Raw genomic sequence first — 320 nt, 5'->3', positions numbered from 1 at the left:
GGAGTATTTTATGGCACGTAGACCAAGAAGAAATCATTCAAATGATTTTAAAGCTAAGGTAGCACTTGCTGCGATTAAAGCAGAAAAAACACTTGCTGAATTGAGTGCTGAATTTGATGTTCATCAAAACCAAATTATCGACTGGAAAAATCAACTGATTTCAGCTTCCTCGCAAGCTTTCGATCAATCAAAAGCTCCAACAGAACCACCCATCGATCTAAAAAAACTACATGCAAAAATCGGTGAGCAGGCATTAGAAATTGATTTTTTAGAAGGTGTGTTGAAGAAACTGGGCCGCTTCAACCACAAAAGTTAATCGA

At 37.5% G+C, this 320-nt stretch carries 1 pseudogene; it reads left to right on the top strand.

Annotated elements, in window-relative coordinates:
• Positions 1–320 (top strand): annotated as a pseudogene (locus EXE10_RS21305) (transposase); the annotation flags it as partial.

The sequence above is a fragment of the Acinetobacter sp. WCHAc060033 genome (assembly GCF_004209125.1).
Lineage (GTDB): Bacteria > Pseudomonadota > Gammaproteobacteria > Pseudomonadales > Moraxellaceae > Acinetobacter > Acinetobacter wuhouensis.
Note: the sequence above shows the minus strand (reverse complement) of the source record. Positions and strands in the feature narration are given on the sequence as shown.